20 protein-coding genes and 1 tRNA gene are annotated in these 17,868 nt (G+C 59.5%); 10 read left to right on the top strand and 11 right to left on the bottom strand.

The window, feature by feature from the left end; all coding sequences use genetic code 11:
* The first annotated feature begins 32 nt into the window (after positions 1-32).
* Positions 33-326 (top strand): metalloregulator ArsR/SmtB family transcription factor, encoded by a 294-nt coding sequence (locus HB393_RS17215; RefSeq protein ID WP_213806425.1) that lies wholly within the window; start codon positions 33-35, stop codon positions 324-326.
* A 51-nt stretch (positions 327-377) separates the two neighbouring features.
* Here the strand turns inward: HB393_RS17215 and HB393_RS17210 are convergent, their stop codons facing one another.
* A complete protein-coding gene (locus HB393_RS17210) occupies positions 378-533 on the bottom strand; it encodes a hypothetical protein (protein ID WP_213806424.1) in 156 nt (51 codons plus the stop codon).
* A 704-nt stretch (positions 534-1,237) separates the two neighbouring features.
* Between HB393_RS17210 and HB393_RS17205 the strand changes: the two genes are divergently transcribed.
* From HB393_RS17205 to bshA, 3 genes are all read left to right on the top strand, one after another.
* Positions 1,238-1,314: transfer RNA gene (locus HB393_RS17205), tRNA-Val, on the top strand.
* A gap of 142 nt (positions 1,315-1,456) precedes the next feature.
* Positions 1,457-2,386 carry a ChbG/HpnK family deacetylase gene (locus HB393_RS17200; protein WP_213806423.1) on the top strand — a complete coding sequence of 310 codons (930 nt, stop codon included), beginning with the start codon at positions 1,457-1,459 and terminating at the stop codon, positions 2,384-2,386.
* 85 nt (positions 2,387-2,471) lie between these two features.
* Positions 2,472-3,662, top strand: coding sequence for an N-acetyl-alpha-D-glucosaminyl L-malate synthase BshA (bshA, locus tag HB393_RS17195; protein WP_213806422.1), 1,191 nt, complete (start codon positions 2,472-2,474; stop codon positions 3,660-3,662).
* On the opposite strand, the gene HB393_RS17190 is transcribed toward bshA, so the two are convergent.
* Positions 3,620-5,032, bottom strand: a complete 1,413-nt coding sequence (locus HB393_RS17190) for a histidine kinase (protein WP_213806421.1) — start codon at positions 5,030-5,032, stop codon at positions 3,620-3,622. The genes bshA and HB393_RS17190 overlap by 43 nt on opposite strands.
* A gap of 9 nt (positions 5,033-5,041) precedes the next feature.
* Entirely contained in the window at positions 5,042-5,188 is a 147-nt protein-coding gene (locus HB393_RS17185) for a hypothetical protein (RefSeq protein WP_213806420.1), read from the bottom strand.
* Between the two features lie 85 nt (positions 5,189-5,273).
* On the opposite strand from HB393_RS17185, the gene ribA reads away from it, so the two are divergent.
* A complete protein-coding gene (gene ribA / locus HB393_RS17180) occupies positions 5,274-5,912 on the top strand; it encodes a GTP cyclohydrolase II (protein WP_213806512.1) in 639 nt (212 codons plus the stop codon).
* A 192-nt stretch (positions 5,913-6,104) separates the two neighbouring features.
* On the opposite strand, the gene HB393_RS17175 is transcribed toward ribA, so the two are convergent.
* From HB393_RS17175 to HB393_RS17145, 7 genes are all read right to left on the bottom strand, one after another.
* Complete coding sequence (locus HB393_RS17175) at positions 6,105-7,199, bottom strand: glycoside hydrolase family 88 protein (RefSeq protein ID WP_255551260.1); 1,095 nt, start codon at positions 7,197-7,199, stop codon at positions 6,105-6,107.
* 49 nt (positions 7,200-7,248) lie between these two features.
* Positions 7,249-7,743: a DinB family protein gene (locus tag HB393_RS17170; RefSeq protein WP_213806419.1), complete on the bottom strand. Its 495-nt coding sequence runs from the start codon at positions 7,741-7,743 to the stop codon at positions 7,249-7,251.
* 191 nt (positions 7,744-7,934) lie between these two features.
* Positions 7,935-8,537 carry a hypothetical protein gene (locus HB393_RS17165; RefSeq protein WP_213806418.1) on the bottom strand — a complete coding sequence of 201 codons (603 nt, stop codon included), beginning with the start codon at positions 8,535-8,537 and terminating at the stop codon, positions 7,935-7,937.
* A 349-nt stretch (positions 8,538-8,886) separates the two neighbouring features.
* Positions 8,887-9,792, bottom strand: coding sequence for a glycine betaine ABC transporter substrate-binding protein (locus HB393_RS17160; protein ID WP_345945268.1), 906 nt, complete (start codon positions 9,790-9,792; stop codon positions 8,887-8,889).
* A 146-nt stretch (positions 9,793-9,938) separates the two neighbouring features.
* Positions 9,939-10,568, bottom strand: coding sequence for an ABC transporter permease (locus HB393_RS17155; RefSeq protein WP_213806417.1), 630 nt, complete (start codon positions 10,566-10,568; stop codon positions 9,939-9,941).
* The gene (locus tag HB393_RS17150; protein ID WP_213806416.1) at positions 10,568-11,329 is read right to left on the bottom strand and encodes an ATP-binding cassette domain-containing protein; all 762 of its coding nucleotides are present in this window, start codon (positions 11,327-11,329) and stop codon (positions 10,568-10,570) included. The genes HB393_RS17155 and HB393_RS17150 overlap by 1 nt, the downstream gene beginning before the upstream one ends.
* Before the next feature lie 34 nt (positions 11,330-11,363).
* Entirely contained in the window at positions 11,364-12,197 is an 834-nt protein-coding gene (locus tag HB393_RS17145) for an ATP-binding protein (RefSeq protein WP_213806415.1), read from the bottom strand.
* A gap of 212 nt (positions 12,198-12,409) precedes the next feature.
* Here HB393_RS17145 and gap point away from each other — a divergent pair, with 212 nt between their 5' ends.
* Positions 12,410-13,417: a type I glyceraldehyde-3-phosphate dehydrogenase gene (gene gap, locus HB393_RS17140; protein WP_213806414.1), complete on the top strand. Its 1,008-nt coding sequence runs from the start codon at positions 12,410-12,412 to the stop codon at positions 13,415-13,417.
* Positions 13,418-13,479: 62 nt separating this feature from the next.
* On the opposite strand, the gene HB393_RS17135 is transcribed toward gap, so the two are convergent.
* The gene (locus HB393_RS17135; protein WP_213806413.1) at positions 13,480-14,142 is read right to left on the bottom strand and encodes a DUF6629 family protein; all 663 of its coding nucleotides are present in this window, start codon (positions 14,140-14,142) and stop codon (positions 13,480-13,482) included.
* 276 nt (positions 14,143-14,418) lie between these two features.
* Here HB393_RS17135 and HB393_RS17130 point away from each other — a divergent pair, with 276 nt between their 5' ends.
* The 4 genes from HB393_RS17130 (at position 14,419) to tpiA (ending at position 17,663) form a co-directional block, all read left to right on the top strand.
* On the top strand, positions 14,419-15,102 hold the full coding sequence (locus tag HB393_RS17130) for a pyridoxamine 5'-phosphate oxidase family protein (protein ID WP_213806412.1): 684 nt from the start codon (positions 14,419-14,421) through the stop codon (positions 15,100-15,102).
* 3 nt (positions 15,103-15,105) lie between these two features.
* The gene (locus HB393_RS17125) at positions 15,106-15,483 is read left to right on the top strand and encodes a RidA family protein (protein ID WP_213806411.1); all 378 of its coding nucleotides are present in this window, start codon (positions 15,106-15,108) and stop codon (positions 15,481-15,483) included.
* A gap of 112 nt (positions 15,484-15,595) precedes the next feature.
* On the top strand, positions 15,596-16,801 hold the full coding sequence (locus HB393_RS17120; protein WP_213806410.1) for a phosphoglycerate kinase: 1,206 nt from the start codon (positions 15,596-15,598) through the stop codon (positions 16,799-16,801).
* 103 nt (positions 16,802-16,904) lie between these two features.
* The gene (gene tpiA / locus HB393_RS17115; RefSeq protein WP_213806409.1) at positions 16,905-17,663 is read left to right on the top strand and encodes a triose-phosphate isomerase; all 759 of its coding nucleotides are present in this window, start codon (positions 16,905-16,907) and stop codon (positions 17,661-17,663) included.
* Positions 17,664-17,868: the final 205 nt, after the last annotated feature.

The raw sequence follows: 17,868 nt of genomic DNA, 5'->3' as shown, positions 1-17,868 counted from the left end.
CCAACAACACGCAGAACCCAGTCTTATTCAATATGAAAAAAATGACGGACTTCGAGGTTGCACAGATTGGAAAAGCCCTGGGAGACCCGAACCGTCTCGCAATCTATTCACAGATCGCAGAACACGATGAGCTCTTCTGTGGCGAGATGCACGCGAAACATCCGATCTCCTCGGCTACGCTCTCGCATCATCTCAAGGTGCTGCACGATCTGGAACTAATCACCTCTCGCAAAGAAGGCCTCAACGTCTACTACCGCGTCGTTCCTGAGAAATTTGCTGAATACATCAAGTTCTTGACCCGGATCGGCCCGAAGGTAAGTCGCTAGTAGCGGTCCGAGCCACAGTAATCCATACGCCTTCCAGCGTATTACCAAAATTTATTTACCAGTCACGGTCTCGCACAGCAGACAAGGAATAAGCGCGCCACCATCTTGTTTTCCCATCAGAACAATTATTGCGATGACAGAATGAATCGCGTTGATCGAGAGATCAGAAATCCCTTGATCGGCAAACTTAAATTTGTCGACTTGCATTAAGGAACACCTCTCCCACCTCGCAGGATGGCTAACATCCTGCAATTTTTATGTCCTCTTTACGGTGACGACCAATGAACATGTATGCCACGAATGGAATCGATGATCCATCTCGATGCCTTCGCCCTGAAGCTGAAAAGGCGTTAGCCGACTATCTTCCGCACGAACTTCTGACCACATGGGTCTCTCTCAAAAACGAGAATAAGCCCATCCCTCCTGTCGCCCTGTCGTTCCTCCGACTGACCGACCCGGCGACAATCTAATTCGTAGCTCTCCGTCTCGTGGACCACCCTTGGCAAAGCCTCTTCAACCCGGTCGAGGCGTTACCGCGACCCTTCCCATATCTCTATGAGAGCTACGTTCGTTGCATCGGCAATCTCTCGCGGCACTTTGACCAGACCCAGGAGCTGCTTAGCCGGGGCCAGCCGTCCGCATAGCCACGCTCGACACCACACATTTGTGCATGCTGACTGCTCCGGAAGAAACTGTCGAAACTTTATTGGATCTCGCAGGCGCCAACTAAACTCCACCTCCGAATCGTTGAAAGATGCTGGCTGCCCCGCAGAGAAGCCGAACATCTTCCCACGAAAAGGGCACTCCTGCTGGATCCACCTCCAACAGAAGGACGTTTAGGCAAGAATAAGTAGCCTCCCGCATTGCATCCTCTCTTTGCCTGCCATACACTTAGGCATAGCCCAAGGAGTGGGCGGTTAGCTCAGTTGGTTAGAGCGCCTGCCTTACAAGCAGGATGTCGGGGGTTCGAGTCCCTCACTGCCCACCAAACTCCCTTGAATCAAAAGAGTTGAACCGGCGAGCAGAATCACCATTGCCCTCCATTTCGCTTGTAAGCCATCGCACACAACGCCATCTGTTCACGACCTCTTGGACTCTTGATCGTCCGGTCCAAGCTCTAGATCGCCTCCATGCCTCCCCGCCTCATCCTCAACGCGGACGACTTCGGCCTAACCCCAGGCGTCAACCGGGCTATCGCCGAACTCCACCAGGCAGGTGTCCTCACCTCCGCGACCCTCATGGCAACCGGCCCCGCCTTTGACGATGCCGTAGCCATCGCTCACGCCAACCCTACCCTCGGCGTAGGCTGCCACATCACCTTGGTCGATGGCACTCCCGTGGCCCACCCTCAAAGCATTCCCACGCTGATAGGCAGCGATGGCAAAACCCTCCGTCCCAGCCTCATCGACTTCACCCAGGCCCTGCTTCGTGGCGATATCCACGAAGACGACATCGAACGTGAAGCCTTAGCCCAGCTCCAAAAACTCCAGCGCGCCGGAATCGACGTCACCCACCTCGACACCCACAAACATACCCACCTCTTCTCCGCCGTCGCCCGCCCCCTGCTCCATCTCGCCCAACGAGCCTCCATCGGAGCAATCCGCAACCCGTTCGAGCCCTCCTTCACCCGGGCCCTGGGTCACGGCGGCCTCCTCCGCCGTCTCCAGATCTACGCGCTCAACAGCCAGCAAGCCCGCTTCATGCGCATTCCGCAGATCGTTCACAATCACGTTCTCACCACAGACGGCACCCTCGGAATCTCCGCCACCGGTCACCTCAACGCCAACACCCTAGCCGAGACGCTGGCCGCCCTCCCCTCCGAAGGCCTCTTCGAGTTCTGCTGCCACCCCGGCTACAACGATCCCGATCTGGACGCCATCACCACCCGCCTCCGCGGCACGCGCGATGTCGAACGCGAAGCTCTGCTCAAGGTCTTGCCACAAAGAATATTGCAACCCGGCGCTCCCGAACTCATCCACTACGGAGACCTTGGCTTCATGGGCGCTATGCGCAAGCTGGGACGTTTTCAACCCAATACTGGGTACGAGAAAATTTTATAAAGAAATAAAAGAAGTCCTTAGACTTTCAGCCCTCAGTTTTATAGAAAGAGAAGTTCTTAATTTTAAGAGCTAGGCAAACGACCTCATGTCTCCCCGCAAGATCGGTATCACCTGCTATCCCACCTACGGCGGCTCCGGAGTCGTCGCGACTGAGCTCGGCATCGAACTCGCCGCCCGCGGCCATGAGATTCACTTCATCACCTACTCCCAACCCTTCCGCCTCACCGGTCGCGAGGCCAACATCTACTTCCACGAGGTAGCGGTCTCGAACTACCCGCTCTTCGAGCACCCGCCCTACGATCTCGCCCTCGCCACCCGCATGGCCGAGGTCGCCGAGTTCTACTCCCTCGATCTCCTCCACGTCCACTACGCCATCCCCCACTCCGTCAGCGCTATCCTCGCCCGCCAGATGATCCAGACCCAGATGCTCCAGCGCCAGCCCGGCGACACCCCTGGCCGCACCCTCCCCATCCTCACCACCCTCCACGGCACCGACATCACCCTCGTCGGCCTCGATCCCTCCTACCTGCCCGTCACCCGCTTCGGCATTACTCAGTCCGACGGAGTCACCAGCATCTCCAGCCACCTCCGCGACCGTACCCGCGAAGCCTTCGGCATCACCTCGGAGATCGAGGTCATCCGCAACTTCGTCAACTGCGACGTCTACGTCCGCAAGCCGGAGCTCGTCGCCGCCATGCGCCCCCGCTTCGCAGCTCCCGAAGAAAAACTCCTCGTCCACCTCTCCAACTTTCGCCCCGTCAAACGCGTCCTCGACGTCATCGAGGTCTTCGCCCGCGTAGCGGCAGCCCTGCCCGCCCGCCTCATGCTCATCGGTGACGGCCCCGACCGCTCCGCCGCCGAGTTCCTCGCCCGCCGGCTCAAGGTCCAGGACCGCATCCACTTCCTCGGCAAGCAGGATAACGTCAACGAGCTCCTCCCCCTCGCCGACCTCATGCTCATGCCCAGCGAAATGGAGTCCTTCGGCCTTGCTGCCCTCGAAGCCATGGCGTGCAGCGTTCCCGCCATCGGCACCCGTGTCGGTGGCGTCCCCGAACTCATCGAAGACAACAGCAACGGCCTCCTCTTCGAAGTAGGCGACATTGAATCCATGGCCACCGCCGCCATAGCCCTGCTCTCGGATCTACCCCGCTACGAAGCCATGTCCCGCGCCGCCCGCAAGACCGCCCAGGACCACTTCTGCACCTCCCGCATCATCCCCATCTACGAGGACTACTACGAGCGCGTCATCGCCCGCACCGCATCCTCCACCAGATGACTCGCCGTACCTAACGCCGCCCTCGCCGCCTCCGCCGCCACCCGCGTCCAGTTCTCCGCGCCCGCATCCAACACCGGCATCATCAGAGTGACCTTCGTTCCCCGCCCTGGCCGGCTCACCATCTCCACCTGAGCCAGCTCCCCATAGAGCACCTGCATCCGCTCCCGGACATTCCGCATACCGATCCCCGTCCCCGGCTTCACCAATCCATTCCCCGTAGCCGATTTCCGCTCCGGATCCATCCCCACCCCGTCATCCTCGACCTCGATCAGCAGCCGCCCCCCCTCCGTAATCCGGCTTCGCAGCGTCACCGTTCCCCCGCCAATTCGCGGCTCCAGCCCATGCTTGATGCTGTTTTCAATCAGCGGCTGGAGCAACATCCCCGGTACGACGACATGCAGCGTATCCGCCGCGATCTCCTTCACCACCCTCAGCTTATGGCCGAACCGCACCACCTCGATATCCAGATAATCGTCCGTGAACGCCAGCTCCTCGCTGAACGGCACAAACGCCTCACGATCCTTCAGTAGCACCCGCAGAATATTCGCCAGCTTCACGATCATCTCCCGCGCCAACTCCGGCTCCGACCGCACCAGCGACGTAATCGAGTTCAGCGTATTGAAGAGAAAGTGCGGATTGATCTGCCGTTGCAGCGCATCCAGCCGAGCCTCCAGCAGCAGCCTTCCCTGCTCCTCCAGCTTCTGTTGAATCCGGATCGCGTTCCATATCTTCAGCGGAATCCCCACCACAATTGGAGCCGTCGCACAGATCGCCAGCTCCACCCACCAGTCATCCGATCGCAGCTCAAAGAAGTGCCGCGGATAGAACCGCGCCAGCATACTCGTCCCAAGCTGCATCGCCGTAATCAGCAACAGAAGCAAAATCTGCCGGTCCAGATGCGGCCGCCGCAGATTCCGTGTCACCCAGTGGTAGATGCTCAGGTCGATCATCGGCGAGAACGACCACACCTCCTCGGTACTCGCGAACCGCCCGAACGACCCCGCAATCGCCGCCACCGCCAGATTCACCGGCAAAGCCCAATACTCGTGGTGCAGCACCGCCGGAATCGCCAGCACCGCTCCTCCCGCCATCCCGGCCAGCGGCCCCACCAGAATCCCCAGCAGAATCGTCGTCTCAAACGAGATATCCGCCGCCAGAAAGTTCGGCACCGTCACCCGTACCCACACTCCCAGCGTTAAAGGCACGCAAATCCACGCGATCAGCCCTACCGTCTGCTTTGACGTCCGCTCCCGCGTCAACAATAGCCGCTTGAAGGTACTAGACCGCGCCAGCGAACTCGACACCGCCGCCGCCACTCCCAGCTCTATCAGCAGCGTTACCAGGATCAGCTTCGGATCGAGCTGTGTCATCCCACTACTCTAATCCCGCCGTCGAAAAAACAACACGACACCACCAAGAGCGACCTCAAGGCCAACCAGCCGCACCACGCTCAAGACACAAACGCCAGTTACACCGTCACCACTAAAAAATTCCCCGCCAAACCCCGTCACCTTTTTTGTCAGCATTCTGTCACCCGCTCCATGTCCTGGCATCAAAACCACATCCGCCTGAGTCTAATCTCCCATGCAGCCGGAACCGTATAATCAGCTAATGCCCTTCTCCAGCGTTCGTAAGCTAGCCGATGCAGACCTTCCAACCCGTTGGGGGCACTTTCGCATCCTCGGCTTTGAAGGCATCATCGAAACGCCTGAACCCTGCAACGCCGCCATCCCAGCTCCTGCCGTCCGCGTCGAATCCGCCGTCGCTCTCGTCATGGGAGACATCCACGCAGCGCCTCCCATCGTCCGCATCCACTCCCAATGCCTCACCGGAGACGTCTTCCACTCCCTCCGTTGCGACTGCCGCCAACAACTCGAACTCGCCCTCGCCACCATCGCCGACGCCGGCGCCGGCATCCTGCTCTACGAGAACCAGGAGGGCCGCGGCATCGGTCTCATGGCCAAACTCCAAGCCTACGAGCTTCAGGAGCAGGGTCGCGACACCATCGAGGCCAACTTGGAACTAGGCTATAAAGCCGACTGCCGCGCCTACGAGCTCCCCGCCGCCATCCTCAAGATGCTCGATGTGGAAGCCGTGCGTCTCATCACCAACAACCCAGAAAAAGTAGACGCTCTTGTATCCGCTGGAATCATGGTCGTCGAACGCATCTCCGCGCTCGTCCCCGAATCCGACGAAAACGCCCGCTACCTCGAAACCAAGCGCGAAAAGATGGGCCACCTCGTAATCTAGCCCATCTGCAATCCCCGGAGGCGCTTAATCCTCAAGCCCAACCTAGAACTTCTGGATTAAGCGCCGCCCTCACAAAACCAACCAACAAAACAATCCGCTCTTATCAAGCAGTAATCCCTTTCATCACCGTTACGCCTTGAAATCCGTCCTAACCTGCGAAGTCCGCACTCGTCAGTTCTCTGCAAGATCCCATTAAGGCCGCATCAGCGCACTAGCCGCCCACATCACTGGAGCCTGCCCGTGAAAGTCCCCGGTCCGCCTCCGCCGCGCAAGATAATACGGCAGATCGTTCAGCTTGCCAGTCCCCTCGCACACGCTGGTGATGTCCTGATTCTGGTCGATATACCCCACCACCGCAATCCATCCCCGCCGAGCCGCAGGCCCGTACATCCTTGCATCCAGCCAGCCATGCTTCACCCCGGAGATCAACGCAAAGCTGAACATCGCCGAGCTTGAGCTCTCCGGCCACGACTCTTCTTTATCGATCAGCTGCCGCCACATCCCATCCTTCCCCTGATACTTCAGCAGTGCCGCCATCATCTCCCGATAGCCCTTCAAAATCCGCGCCCGCTGCGGATGACCCTGCGGCAACTCGCTCAACATCTCCGCCATCCCGGCAGCCACCCAACCATCCCCGCGCCCCCAGTAGAACGGTACATCCGGAGCATGGAAGAACAGCCCATTCGGCTGCTGCAGCTTGTCCAGATACGCGGCCATCTCCTTCGCATCGCGGTCCAGATACTTCTTATCCCCGGTCGCCCTGTAAGCCTCCAACTGCAGGATCGTCAGCATGTACATATCGTCGATCCAGTACCGCGTCTCCGCCGACAACCCATCCGGCTGCGGATTCTCCCACTGCCGGTCCGCCCAGCTCTTCCCATAGCTCAGATACTTCGCATCCTTCGTCTGAATCCCAATCTCCAGCGGAACGATCCCAAAGATCGAGTCATCCACATGACGTCTCTGCGGAATCAGCTTCGCCTCCGCCCCGCCCGGCATCAGAGGCTCAAACTTCTTCACCAGCGCGGCCTGCAGCGCGCTATCGTGCGTCAGCTTCGCAAACGTCAAAGAGCCATACCAGGTCGCCACCTCCGAGTAGTGCAGCGTCGTATTCTTCGCGCTGATGTACTGGTGCGGACTCGTAACAAAGTGCTCCGCAACCCGCTTCCCCACCTCATTCGGAGCCACCCCAGCCGGCCAGTTGGTGAAGTAGCTCTGCTGCGCCACACCCGCTCCCGAAGCCGCTAACAGACTGCCCACCAACACTACCGCACGAACCATCTTCATACGTAAGTCTCCTCTGCGCTCATTTAACCCTTGGCAGGAGCATCTTACCTTAGCCACGCATCCCCATGACGACCTTGGCCGTGGTCACCGCCTGTCCCGCATGACGTTGCGTATGCTCCGCGCAGTGCACCAGCAGCCCACCCACCGTAGTTGGAAGCTTCTCCCGTCCCACCCTGCGCGCCTCGAAATACCCCTCCGGAGCAAACCGCCTCACCCGCGTCACCGCCACCTCCATCCCCTCGGCAAACTCCAGCAGCGTCGCGTCCCGCCCACCCGTCTCCATCTCCGACCGCAGCTTCTTCAGCTGTGCCATACTCAACGACGCCCCCTCCGCATAAGTCAACAACCGGTCGAGACTCCGGGCCATATGCCGCAGATGAAACCCCACCGGAGCCACCCCATAAGGTCGCACCTCCATCTCTGCCTCTGAAAGCTCCCCGCACCACTTCGCCACATCCTCCACCGCCAACTCCAACGCATGCAGCACCCCACGCCGCAAAGGATCCAACTCCGTCAACCCACCCCGCAACCAAGGCTCAACCATCTAGATCCACCTCCCCTCATCCCCGCCACAAATCCGGGTGCCCCACCCTTTTTGCAGCTTCATCGCAAATAGGGTGGGGTATCGGGCGAACCGCCCGGGCGCCCCATCCTTCGCGCCTTTGTCTCTAGCGAAGGGTGGGATTCACAAAATCCCGAACCGCTCATTACCACTAAGACCGCAACCAACAACCATCACCGAGCACTCTGAAGTCGAGCGTCATAGATCTTCATCTGCTTTGTAACAATCTCAGTAGCTTTTTCCAGCCCCACCCGCGTATTGGGGTCAAGTTCAACCCAACGTCGCACAAGCGATTGGGTCTGGATCGACGCAGGATCAATCTGGCCATCCTGTCCCACCATCGCGGCCATAAGCAGCGTGACCGTCTTCAAATTCGTGTCTATTACCGCCTGACGAACCCTGTAGCCAATATCAATGCAAGCATCGAGATGCTCAGCATCACCATAGCCCCAGCCAATCTGACTGGCAACGCAAGCCTTCGTCGTCTTGTAAAACGTAAACATCGAGAGCACATACTGCCCTCTGTCTTCAAAGTTCTGATAATTCAGCTTGAGCCAGTCAGGACTCGTTACATCAGGGATGTATATCTCGATGTCATGATCGGATTGAACCATCAGAGGCGTGGTCCATAGCTGAGTCTCATCGTAAACCTGAACAGGCTTGCCGAAGGCTCCCCGCTGAACAACCTGCTGCCCAAAACCCGCCACCGGGAACAGCCCAAAAAGCAGCACGAAGGTGTTAGAGACAAGGAAGCCTCGGAGTCTATGGAAGTGCATGTCTTTAGCCCTTACTCTCTTTCATCGCAGCCAAGCTAAATATACATGCGCCAGCCCCGATTTGAGAGGCAAGATCACCCCGCCACCCCACTCCAGGACCATCCTTTCCACCGAAGCATTCACACCACCATCGCAAGTTCCACAGCGGAAAAACCCACTCCCCACCCAGCCACAAAAATCACCCCTAACCACAAAAGCGGGTGCCCCATCCTTTCCGACAGTCTCATCGTCGGATAGGGTGGGGTATCGCGCAAAGCACGACCGCCTTCCTTCCTCCGCCAACACCGTCAAGGTTCGTTCTCTTCAACCCCTCCCAAATCGCGCTCATCCACCCAATCCGCAGTCACCACTACAAACCCTTCCCTCGCCGAAACTCCCGCACCACATCCCCCACATCCCGATGCTGCCCATCCACCGCATCGTTCATTCCCCGCACCTCATCCGCCGTCACCCTCCCCGCCAGCTTATCCAACGCCACCTGAATCCCCGGATGCTTCTTCAGCGAATCCTCCCGCACCAAGGGCACCGCGTCATACGGCGGAAAGTAATGCTTGTCATCCGCCAGCACCGTAAACCCCAGCGCCCGTATCGGCCCATCGGTCGAGCTCCCCGCCACCATATCCACCTGTTCACTCGCCAACGCCCGGTACAGCAACCCCAAATCCATCGTCCGCGGCTGTCCCGCGAACCTCAACCCATACACCGCCTCTAGCCCCCGCAGCCCGTCCGGCCGCTCCTGAAACTCATACCCCACCCCCAGCCTCCACTCAGGCGCGACCTTCAGCGAATCCGAGATCGTCTTCAACCCCAGCCTCTGCGCATCCGCTCCCCGCACCACCATGGCAAACGTATCCTCAAACCCCAGCCCCGGCTCCACCCGCACGCCGTACCGCTCCTTATAGAGCCGTGCAACAGTCTCAAAGACCCGAGCCGCATCCCGCTGCCCCGGAGGAGGCAACGGCTGCTTCAAAATCGCCGTCAACGCCGTCCCGGTGTACTCCACATACCCATCGATCCGCCCGCTCACCAGCGCCTGCTGGCACAGATAACTCCCTGCCAGATAGAACCGCCGGCCCACCCGCTCCCCGGTCACCGCCTCGATCTCCTGCGCCACCAGCTCCCCGAGCACCACCTGCTCCGTAAAGTTCTTCGCCCCAATCACCACCCGCGAAGATCGTGGCGGTGCACACCCCACCAACACCTGAAGCCCACACAAAACCAGAACGGCGAGCCACGTCGCCGAAACACCTCGCACTTGACAAAAACGGCCCCCAGAAGCCCCCCCACGAAGCCCCACCCACCCCATCCTCACCCCGCGACCCATTTTTAAGTACAAAGCTAACCCTTCTACTTCGAGGAATTTAGTTAAATAAGGGGGGAGGGGGTCTGCCCCAAAGCCCCTCATACCCGCCGCACCGCAAGCCGACCTTCCAGCCACCCCAAGCCCGCATCCGCTCCCAAAGCCAGCAAAGCCGCCGGAATCGCCCCAGCCAGCACCAGCCCGTTATCCACCGACGCAACTCCCCGGAAGATCAGCTCCCCCAATCCACCCGCCCCAATCGCCGCCGCAATCGTAGCCACTCCCACACAAGTCACGGTAGCCGTCCGCAAACCCGCCAAAATCACACTCGCCGCCAGCGGCATCTCCACCTTCACCAGCCGCTGCCACTGCGTCATCCCCAACGCCTCCGCGACATCCACCAGCGCCGGATCGACGCTACCAACGCCCGCATACGTATTCCGCAAAATCGGCAAAAGCGCATATCCCGTCAGCGCCAGAATCGCCAGCCGAGCCGCATTCTCCCCCAGCCAAGGCACAGGCAATAGCAGCCCAAACAGCGCCAGACTAGGCACCGTCTGCACCACATTTGCAAACGCAATCACAGGTCGCGCCCACGCTCGCCTCCGCGTCAGCAGAACTCCCAAAGGAAATCCGATCGCAGCCGCTAACACCATCGCACTCAGCGTCAGCCAAAGATGCTCAAACGTCAGCCGAGCGATCTCCCATCCGTGCGAGTGCAGAAAGCCCATCAATTCCGCACCGCCCGATGCACCGCCCCAACATACTCCTTCACCGCCACGTTCTCAGATCCCAACACCTCAGCCGCAGCCATATCCGCGACGACCTCGCCAGCCTCCAGAAACACCACTCGATCCGCCAGATAAAGCGCCTCATCCAGATCGTGCGTCACCAGCAGAACGGTCTTCTTCACCCGTCCCAACAGCTCCCGCAGCATCGTCTGCATCTCCGCCCGCGTAATCGGATCCAGCGCCCCGAAAGGCTCATCCATCAGCAACACTGCCGGATCCATCGCCAAAGCCCGAGCCAGCCCCACTCGCTGCCTCTGCCCTCCACTCAACTGCCAAGGATACCGCTCCCGCAATGCCCCAAAGTCCAGTCCAGCCAGCCCCAGAACCTCCTCTGCCCGCCGAGCGATCTCAGCCTTCCCTCGCCCCGCCAGCTCCAGCGCCAGCCCAGCATTCCGCTCCACCGTCATATGCGGAAACAGCCCCGTCTCCTGAATCACATACCCAATTCCCCGCCGCAACAACACCCAATCCCTTACCGTCCTGGCCGCCGAAACCTCCTTTCCCACGACTGACACCGACCCCTCCGTCGGCACCACCAGCCCATTCACCATCCGTAAAAGAGTAGTCTTGCCAGACCCACTTCGCCCCAACAGAGCAGTCGTCTTCTCCGCCTCCAATTTCAAGGAGACTTCACGCAGCAAAACATGCCCATCTGCCAGCATGTAGCTCACCTTCGCGAACTCAACGCCAACATTGGGCATGTCTATAAATCCTGAGAGCGGTCAGCCAAACAGCCTACTCAGCAGCCTCCGGAGCATGCTCTGCCCCACCCTGCTCACCTGCAACGGCAGAATCAGGCGCCGACACCGGCAGTGCGCCAGGCTGGCCCTTCACCCGCACCACCGTAATCTTCTCGAAACCCTCTTTGAAACTAGGTGGTTTCAGGCGCTCCGCCATCTTTAGCATCACCTCGTCGGTCACAGCGCGGTCGCGTTTGCTGTTCCGCTCCATGCAGACCGCCAACGGCACATCGAAGAAGACTGCCTGGACCTCATACCCGAAGCTCTTCGCCATCTTGATCCACTGTTTCCGCTCATGCGGCGAAAGGTTCGTAGCATCGACGTAGTTCCACGGCATCTTGGCGATCAAGCGCGCCCGCAGCAAGCTCCGCAACGTGCTAAAGACCAGTCCCTGATAGCGCTGCTCCGTAATATCGTCAAACAGCAGCGTCCGCAGCAGGTCGCTCGACAGCGGAGTCACGCCCCGCCGTTTGTACCAGGTCGTCTTACCCGAACCAGGCAGTCCAATCGTAAGAACCACATAGCCTCGAGGAGACTTTAAGGCAGTCTGCTCCGCCGGCGGCGTGCTCAGCGAATCCGGCTGCGTCTCCACCACCATGGTCTTCTCAGGCGCGGCGGGCTCAAACGGCGTCGCAATCGGCTCCGGCATGGAGGCTGCTACCGGTTCCGGTACCTCAACCGTCACACTTGCTAGAGGTGCCGCCGGACGGGCCGGCAAAGCATCAGGATAGGTCGGTCTCAGGGGAGCTGGTTGGTCGACAGGCAGCTCCTGCCCGCTTTTGCCGGTGGACTCCGACTCGTTCGGTCCACGTCTAGGGCGTCGTCTCATTTTTTCGCTTATCCATTCGCGCAGTTCGCGCATGTCACGCTTGTAACACAGCCCGGAACGCCCCCGCAAATCCCTGCACCACACCGTATACCCCACCTGTCCCATCGCCGCTTCGATCGGCATCTACCTGAAGATCCGCGATCGCCCTTTTTTTGCCGCCCCAGGTCTACAATCATCCCAATGCATTAATCTCGACAGGAGTTTCAGCGAACATGGCAGTTAAGGTAGGTATCAACGGCTTCGGCCGCATCGGACGCAACGTCTTCCGCACCGCACTAGGCAACCCTGATATCGAGTTCGTCGCTGTCAACGACCTCACCACCCCGGCCACCCTGGCCCACCTCCTCAAGTACGACTCCATCCTCGGCAATCTCAAGCAGGAAATCACCTACGGAGCCGACTTCATCGCTGTGGACGGCAAGCAGCTCAAGGTCTTCGCCGAGCGGGACCCCTCCAAACTCGATTGGGCCTCCGTCGGCGCACAGATCGTCGTCGAGTCCACCGGCTTCTTTACCGACGCCGAAAAGGCCAAAGCCCACCTCGGCAGCACCGTCAAAAAGGTGATCATCTCCGCTCCCGCCACCAACGAGGATCTGACCGTCGTCCTCGGCGTCAACGATTCGAAGTACGACGCGGCTAAGCATAACGTCATCTCCAACGCATCTTGCACCACCAACTGCCTCGCGCCCGTCGTCAAGGTCCTGCACGACACCTTCGGCATCGCCTCGGGCATCATGACCACCATTCACAGCTATACCAACGATCAGGTCATCCTCGACACGCCCCATAAGGACCTCCGCCGCGCTCGCGCAGCCGCCCTCTCCATGATCCCGAGCTCGACAGGCGCCGCCAAGGCCCTGAAGCTCGTCATCCCGGAGATGTCCGGCAAGCTCGACGGCTTTGCAATCCGCGTTCCTACCCCGAACGTCTCGGTCGTCGACCTCACCTTCGTCTCCGAGAAGCCGATCACCGTCGACAGCATCAACGCTGCCATCAAGTCTGCCTCCGAAGGCGCGCTCAAGGGCATCCTCGGCTACACCACCGAGGAGCTCGTCAGCTCCGACTTCAGGGGCAATCCTCTCTCGTCCATCTTCGACTCCCTCCTCACCAAGGTGGTCGGCACCAATACCGGTAAGGTCATTAGTTGGTATGACAACGAGTGGGGCTACTCCAGCCGGGTCAAGGATCTCATCCTCTTCCTGGTCGCTAAAGGTCTCTAACTTCTGCAGCATCTAAATCGACGGCCCGCGATTAACCATCGCGGGCCATCGTATTTAAATCCTCACATCGCCTCTGCATAACTGAACGGTCTTCCGGTCTGGTTCTTCCGGAAGTAGCTGCAGATGATCAGGCTGGCGATCGCCGCATAGGCACACCAGACAGAGGTGAAAGCGTAACGCTTCACTGCCATGACCACCAGCAGGATCGTCAAATTCGCCGCGCCAAAGGCAATGAGCTCCCGAATCCCAGAAAAGAAGAGCGAACCGCACGTCGCAATTACATATAAGACAGCGACCCAGGTCAAATTGGTCGCGACGTTGGAGTACACGATGCTGTGATCCATCGCATAGACCTGCAGTGGATACGCTGTCAGTCCCCACAACATGTAAAGCGTAAGTGCCGTTCCCAGGACAACGAACGGCATCATTCGCCTTCTTCGTCTCGCGGTCGGCTCCATCAAGAGGACTCCCAGCGGCAGGAGAAAGGGCAAAAGCCCCTGCGCGAAGAGCACGAACGCCGCACCCGCATTATGAGTTACCTTCGGCGAAAGAACGCCATCCAACCCCAGCCACACGAAACCTTCTGTGAACTGATGAATCGCAAACAGGATCGGAAAGGAGGCGAAGAGTAGCTCCCGCCTGTGCTTTACCTCACGAATCGTCACCACGCCGATCACGCCCAGCGCCGCGCTGCCTACGAAGTTCGCTGTTGCCGAAAAACACATGCTCTTCCTCCAGGCAGTAGTGCGGATCATACCCTACATTCCTTTCTTGGAACGTCGGGAGCGACACATACATTGCACGCGTCGACAGTACCTTTCGACGATTTAAACTCGACTATGAAACGCTCTAAATTCCAATCTCGCCTTCTCAAACCTCAAAGAATCTGCATCCGCACCACTCAAATTTCCAGCCGGTCATCAATAATCCTGAATCGGACGTATCTGTCTTAGAATCTCAAACAATGGCAGCGAGTCCACCTGCCGGGATCGAGAAACCTCATGGGCAGCCGTTTCCATGAACTAGCCTTCACGCCTCTCGTCAAACAACAGCAACTTCAACACAATAGCCGTCGCCAGTACGAGCGTATGGAGAAGGCTTCCGCTGCGGGGAATACCCTCGGCCCCGACGAGCAAGCCTTCCTGCAACTCCGGGACAGCTTCTACATGGCCTCCGTCAGCGAGACCGGTTGGCCTTACGTCCAACACCGCGGCGGCCCAAAGGGTTTCGTCAAAGTCCTCGGCCCTTCCCTCCTGGGCTTTGCAGACCTGCGCGGCAACAAACAGTACATCAGCCTCGGCAACCTCGAGCACGACGCTCGCGTCGCCCTTTTCTTCATGGACTACCCCAACCAGACCCGGCTCAAAATCCTAGGGCGTGTCGAAGTCCACGAGCAAAGTGCGGAGAATGCGGCTCTCATACAATCTCTTCGTCCAGACGACCCGTCGGCCATCGTCGAACACGCCATCCTCATCCACGTTGAGGCCTTCGATTGGAACTGCCCCCAGCACATCACCCCACGCTACACTTTGGAGGAGTTGCAGGAGGTTCTTGCCCCAATTCGTCTCAAGCTCGAACAACTCGAAGCCGAAAACGCCCGGCTACGCCGCCTCACACAGGTCAATCCTCAGCCACAGTCTCCAGATCCACTCCCAAGTCAAACGAAGAAAAAAGAGGATGCATAGTCTATGACCCAGCGCACCAACGTCCCTGGCACCAGCCCCTTCGAGCCTGTGATCGGCTTTTCCCGCGCTGTCCGCATCGGCAATCAGGTTCACGTCTCCGGAACAGGCCCAGTAGGCGCTGATAACGCAGACATCGCCGAGCAGACCGACCAATGCCTTACTCTCATCGCCGCCGCTCTCAAGAACGCCGGCAGTTCCATTGAGCACGTCTACCGCACCCGCATGTACCTCACTCACGCTGAAGATTGGGAGGCAGTCGGCCGCATCCACAATAAGTTCTTCTCTCTCATCCGTCCGGCAGCCACGATGGTTGTTGTAGCCGCGCTGCTCACCCCGTCCTGGCGTGTTGAGATCGAGGCCGACGCCGCGATACCCGACTAGCGCAGTCCGAACCAGGCCCAACATCCTGAACGCTCTCTCCGGCGTGCTGGTTCTCGGCGAATCTCTACCCCACTCGCCAATCTCCGCTTCGCGCCGTATCCTCATAGCTGACATGAAACTATCCATCCGCGACCTCGAGCTCAAAGACAAGCGCGTCCTTATACGCGTCGACTTCAACGTTCCTCTCAAAGATGGTGCGATCACCGACGACACCCGCATCCGGGAGACCATCCCGACCATCGAGTACGCGCTGCGCCACAAGGCCAAGGTCATCCTCGCCTCGCATCTCGGGCGCCCTAAGGGCAAAGTCGTCGAGAGCATGAGCCTCCGCCCAGTTGTCGATCGACTTCGCCTCCTCCTGGATCACGTTATCGATCAGGACGAGAACGTCGCCTTCTCCCCGGACTGCGTTGGCGACGTCGCCTCCGAACTCGCCGGCAATCTAGAATCCGGACAGACGCTGCTCCTCGAAAACCTCCGCTTCCATCCCGAAGAAGAGGCCAACGACCCCGCCTTCGCGCGCCAGCTCGCCAGCCTCTGCGACATCTTTGTCAACGACGCCTTTGGCAGCGCCCACCGCGCCCACGCCTCCACGGAGGGCATCACCCACTTCGTAAAACAGTCAGCCGCCGGTCTCCTGATGGACAAGGAGCTGACCTACCTCGGCAAGGCTGTCACCGACCCTATCAAGCCCTTCGTCGCCATCATCGGCGGAGCTAAGGTCTCCGACAAGATCATGGTCATCGATAACCTGCTTAGCAGGGCCGACGCCATCATCATCGGTGGAGGCATGGCCTACACGTTCCTCAACGCCCAGGGCCAGACCACCGGCAAGTCCCTCGTCGAAGCCGACAAGCTCGACATCGCCAAATCCGCGCTGGCGAAGGCAAAGAAGAATGGCGTGCGTTTTCTCCTCCCCATCGACCACGTCCTCGCCGACAAGTTTGCCCCCGACGCCAACGCCACCCCCTTCGACGGCGACGGCCCCTTCCCAGCCGACCTCATGGCCCTGGACATCGGTCCCAAATCCATCGCACTCTTCTCGAAAGAGATCGCCGACGCGAACACCATCATTTGGAACGGCCCCATGGGCGTCTTCGAGATGCCGGCCTTCGCCAAGGGCACGAACGCCATCGCCCACGCCGTCGCCGACAATCGCAACGCCACCACCATCGTCGGTGGAGGAGACTCTGTAGCCGCCGTCCAGCAATCTGGCGTCGCCGAGAAGATCACCCACATCTCCACCGGTGGAGGAGCCAGCCTTGAATTTCTCGAAGGCAAGACCCTGCCCGGCGTAGCAGCCCTTACGGATAAATAAGGGCTGCTTCTTCTCCGTCGAACCCGCGTGCGCCAGCGGTTCATTCTAGGAGATTGCGATGCTCTCTTCCCTTGAAGCCATCAAGATGGAATACTGATCCCCCATGCGCAAACCACTGATTGCCGCCAACTGGAAGATGTATAAGACCCCGGCCGAGGCCGCAGCCTTCGTCCAGGCCTTCGACCTGCTCGTCGCCCACCATCACCATGCAGACATCGTCCTCTTTCCCTCTGCCTCTTCGCTCGCCGCGGTCGTCGGTACGCCCCGCTCCAAACACATCCAAATCGGCGGGCAGGACATGCACTGGCTCAACGAAGGGGCCTACACTGGCGCGACCTCTCCCTTGATGCTGAAGGCCATCGGCTGCACCCACGTCCTCATCGGACACTCCGAGCGACGCCAGTACTTCAACGAGACGGACACGACCGTCAACCTCAAGCTCAAATCCGCTCTCGCCCACGATCTCATCCCCATTGTGTGTATCGGCGAGCATCTCAACGAGCGCGAATCCGACCTTACCGCCAAGGTGCTTGAACTACAGGTCGCCGTAGCCCTCGAAGGCATCGATCCAACCACGGCCCATTCCATGATCTTTGCCTACGAGCCCGTCTGGGCTATCGGCACAGGCCGCACCGCCACTCCCGCCACCGCGGAGCAGGCACACAAGCTCATCCGCGGCCAGATTGCGGCTTCGCTTACGCCGGCAATCGCCGCCTCCACCCGAATCCTATACGGAGGCTCCGTCAGGCCTGAAAATGCCGCCACCCTATGCTGCCTGGAGGACATCGACGGCGCCCTGGTCGGAGGAGCGAGCCTCGACCCCAACAGCTTCGCCGAGATCATCATCCAATCGAAAGGGTGATCCGGCGGTCATTGATCTGGACTAAAAAGGCCCACGATTTTTATCGTGGGCCTTTTCATGTTCATGCATATTAGTAGCGACGATAGTGTCGGCGATGGTGATAGCGGCGTGGCGGCGGATGCCGGTACCGCCTGCGATGCTGTGGCCCAACCTGGACCACTACCTGTGCACTTGCCGTTGGCGGATAATCCACCGCCAACCCGAA

It is taken from the genome of Granulicella sp. dw_53 (assembly GCF_018449545.1).
Classification (GTDB): Bacteria; Acidobacteriota; Terriglobia; order Terriglobales; family Acidobacteriaceae; genus Edaphobacter.
The sequence above is the reverse complement of the archived record's forward strand: the minus strand, read 5'-3'. Positions and strand labels throughout refer to the sequence as shown.